Origin of the sequence: Pseudomonas juntendi (assembly GCF_009932375.1) — a bacterium.
Taxonomy (GTDB): domain Bacteria; phylum Pseudomonadota; class Gammaproteobacteria; order Pseudomonadales; family Pseudomonadaceae; genus Aquipseudomonas; species Aquipseudomonas juntendi.
The window spans coordinates 1-736 of the sequence record NZ_BLJG01000549.1 but is presented as its reverse complement, the minus strand read 5'-3'; the positions used below and the strand labels follow the sequence as shown (position 1 = coordinate 736).

Annotated in this window: 2 protein-coding genes; both read right to left on the bottom strand. The window is 60.6% G+C overall.

Translation table 11 applies throughout. The features are described from left to right. Positions 1 to 170: 170 nt before the first annotated feature. Positions 171 to 434: a DUF3077 domain-containing protein gene (locus GYA94_RS27210; protein WP_009683500.1), complete on the bottom strand. Its 264-nt coding sequence runs from the start codon at positions 432 to 434 to the stop codon at positions 171 to 173. 16 nt (positions 435 to 450) lie between these two features. Further along, positions 451 to 693: a hypothetical protein gene (locus tag GYA94_RS27205; protein WP_161893507.1), complete on the bottom strand. Its 243-nt coding sequence runs from the start codon at positions 691 to 693 to the stop codon at positions 451 to 453. Positions 694 to 736: the final 43 nt, after the last annotated feature.

Below are 736 nucleotides of genomic sequence, written 5' to 3'. Positions count from 1 at the left end.
GGCGCAGGGGTGGTATGGGCAGGGGGGGGTGTTTCGGCTTTGCGGGGGGGTGATGCCCCTGCGCGTGCGACGTCCTCATTCGCCGTGCGCACAGGGGCCCTTGGCGGGCGATAGCGTCAGTGATTGATAGCTGCGAGCCGACTGACTTCTATCGCCTTTGGCCCTGAGGTTCAGCGCATCATTCCCAACTCCGCATCATCCAGCAGCGCTTTCCCCAGAGCGCAAAGATAGTGCGCTGCCCAGATCAGCTTCGGCTTGTCTTCCATCAGGCCATCAATGGTCAAATCCCGCGCATACCCCATCAGCTCCGACGCCTGTTCACGGGCGTTCTGGCAGGGGATGCCCGGTTCGATGCGGAACAGCGGGTGGGTCTGGTTTTCACCTTGGAAGAAGATGGTTTTGCCGACAGTGCATTGGGTGTTTTCGGTGGTCATCGAGCAATACCCCTGGTCAATGCATGGTTTGCGGGTCGGCTGGCCTTTGTATTTGCGCCAGTGCCGATTCGAGCAAACGGCGGAGTGTTTCCAGCTCGTGCATCGACGCCATGATCAACGCGGAGGCGGGTGATCTGGGTTGCATCAGCATTGCTTGCTGGGCAACGGCTTCTGCGCAGAGCGCGTAGTCGGTTGCGAGCATGATGGTGTCTTCCAGGGAGTGGGGGAGGTGGGGTGGGTCGGGGACTATCTTCAGCATGGTGTGGCTCCTGTCGTAGTGGAGCAACCACCTACCGCGGCTA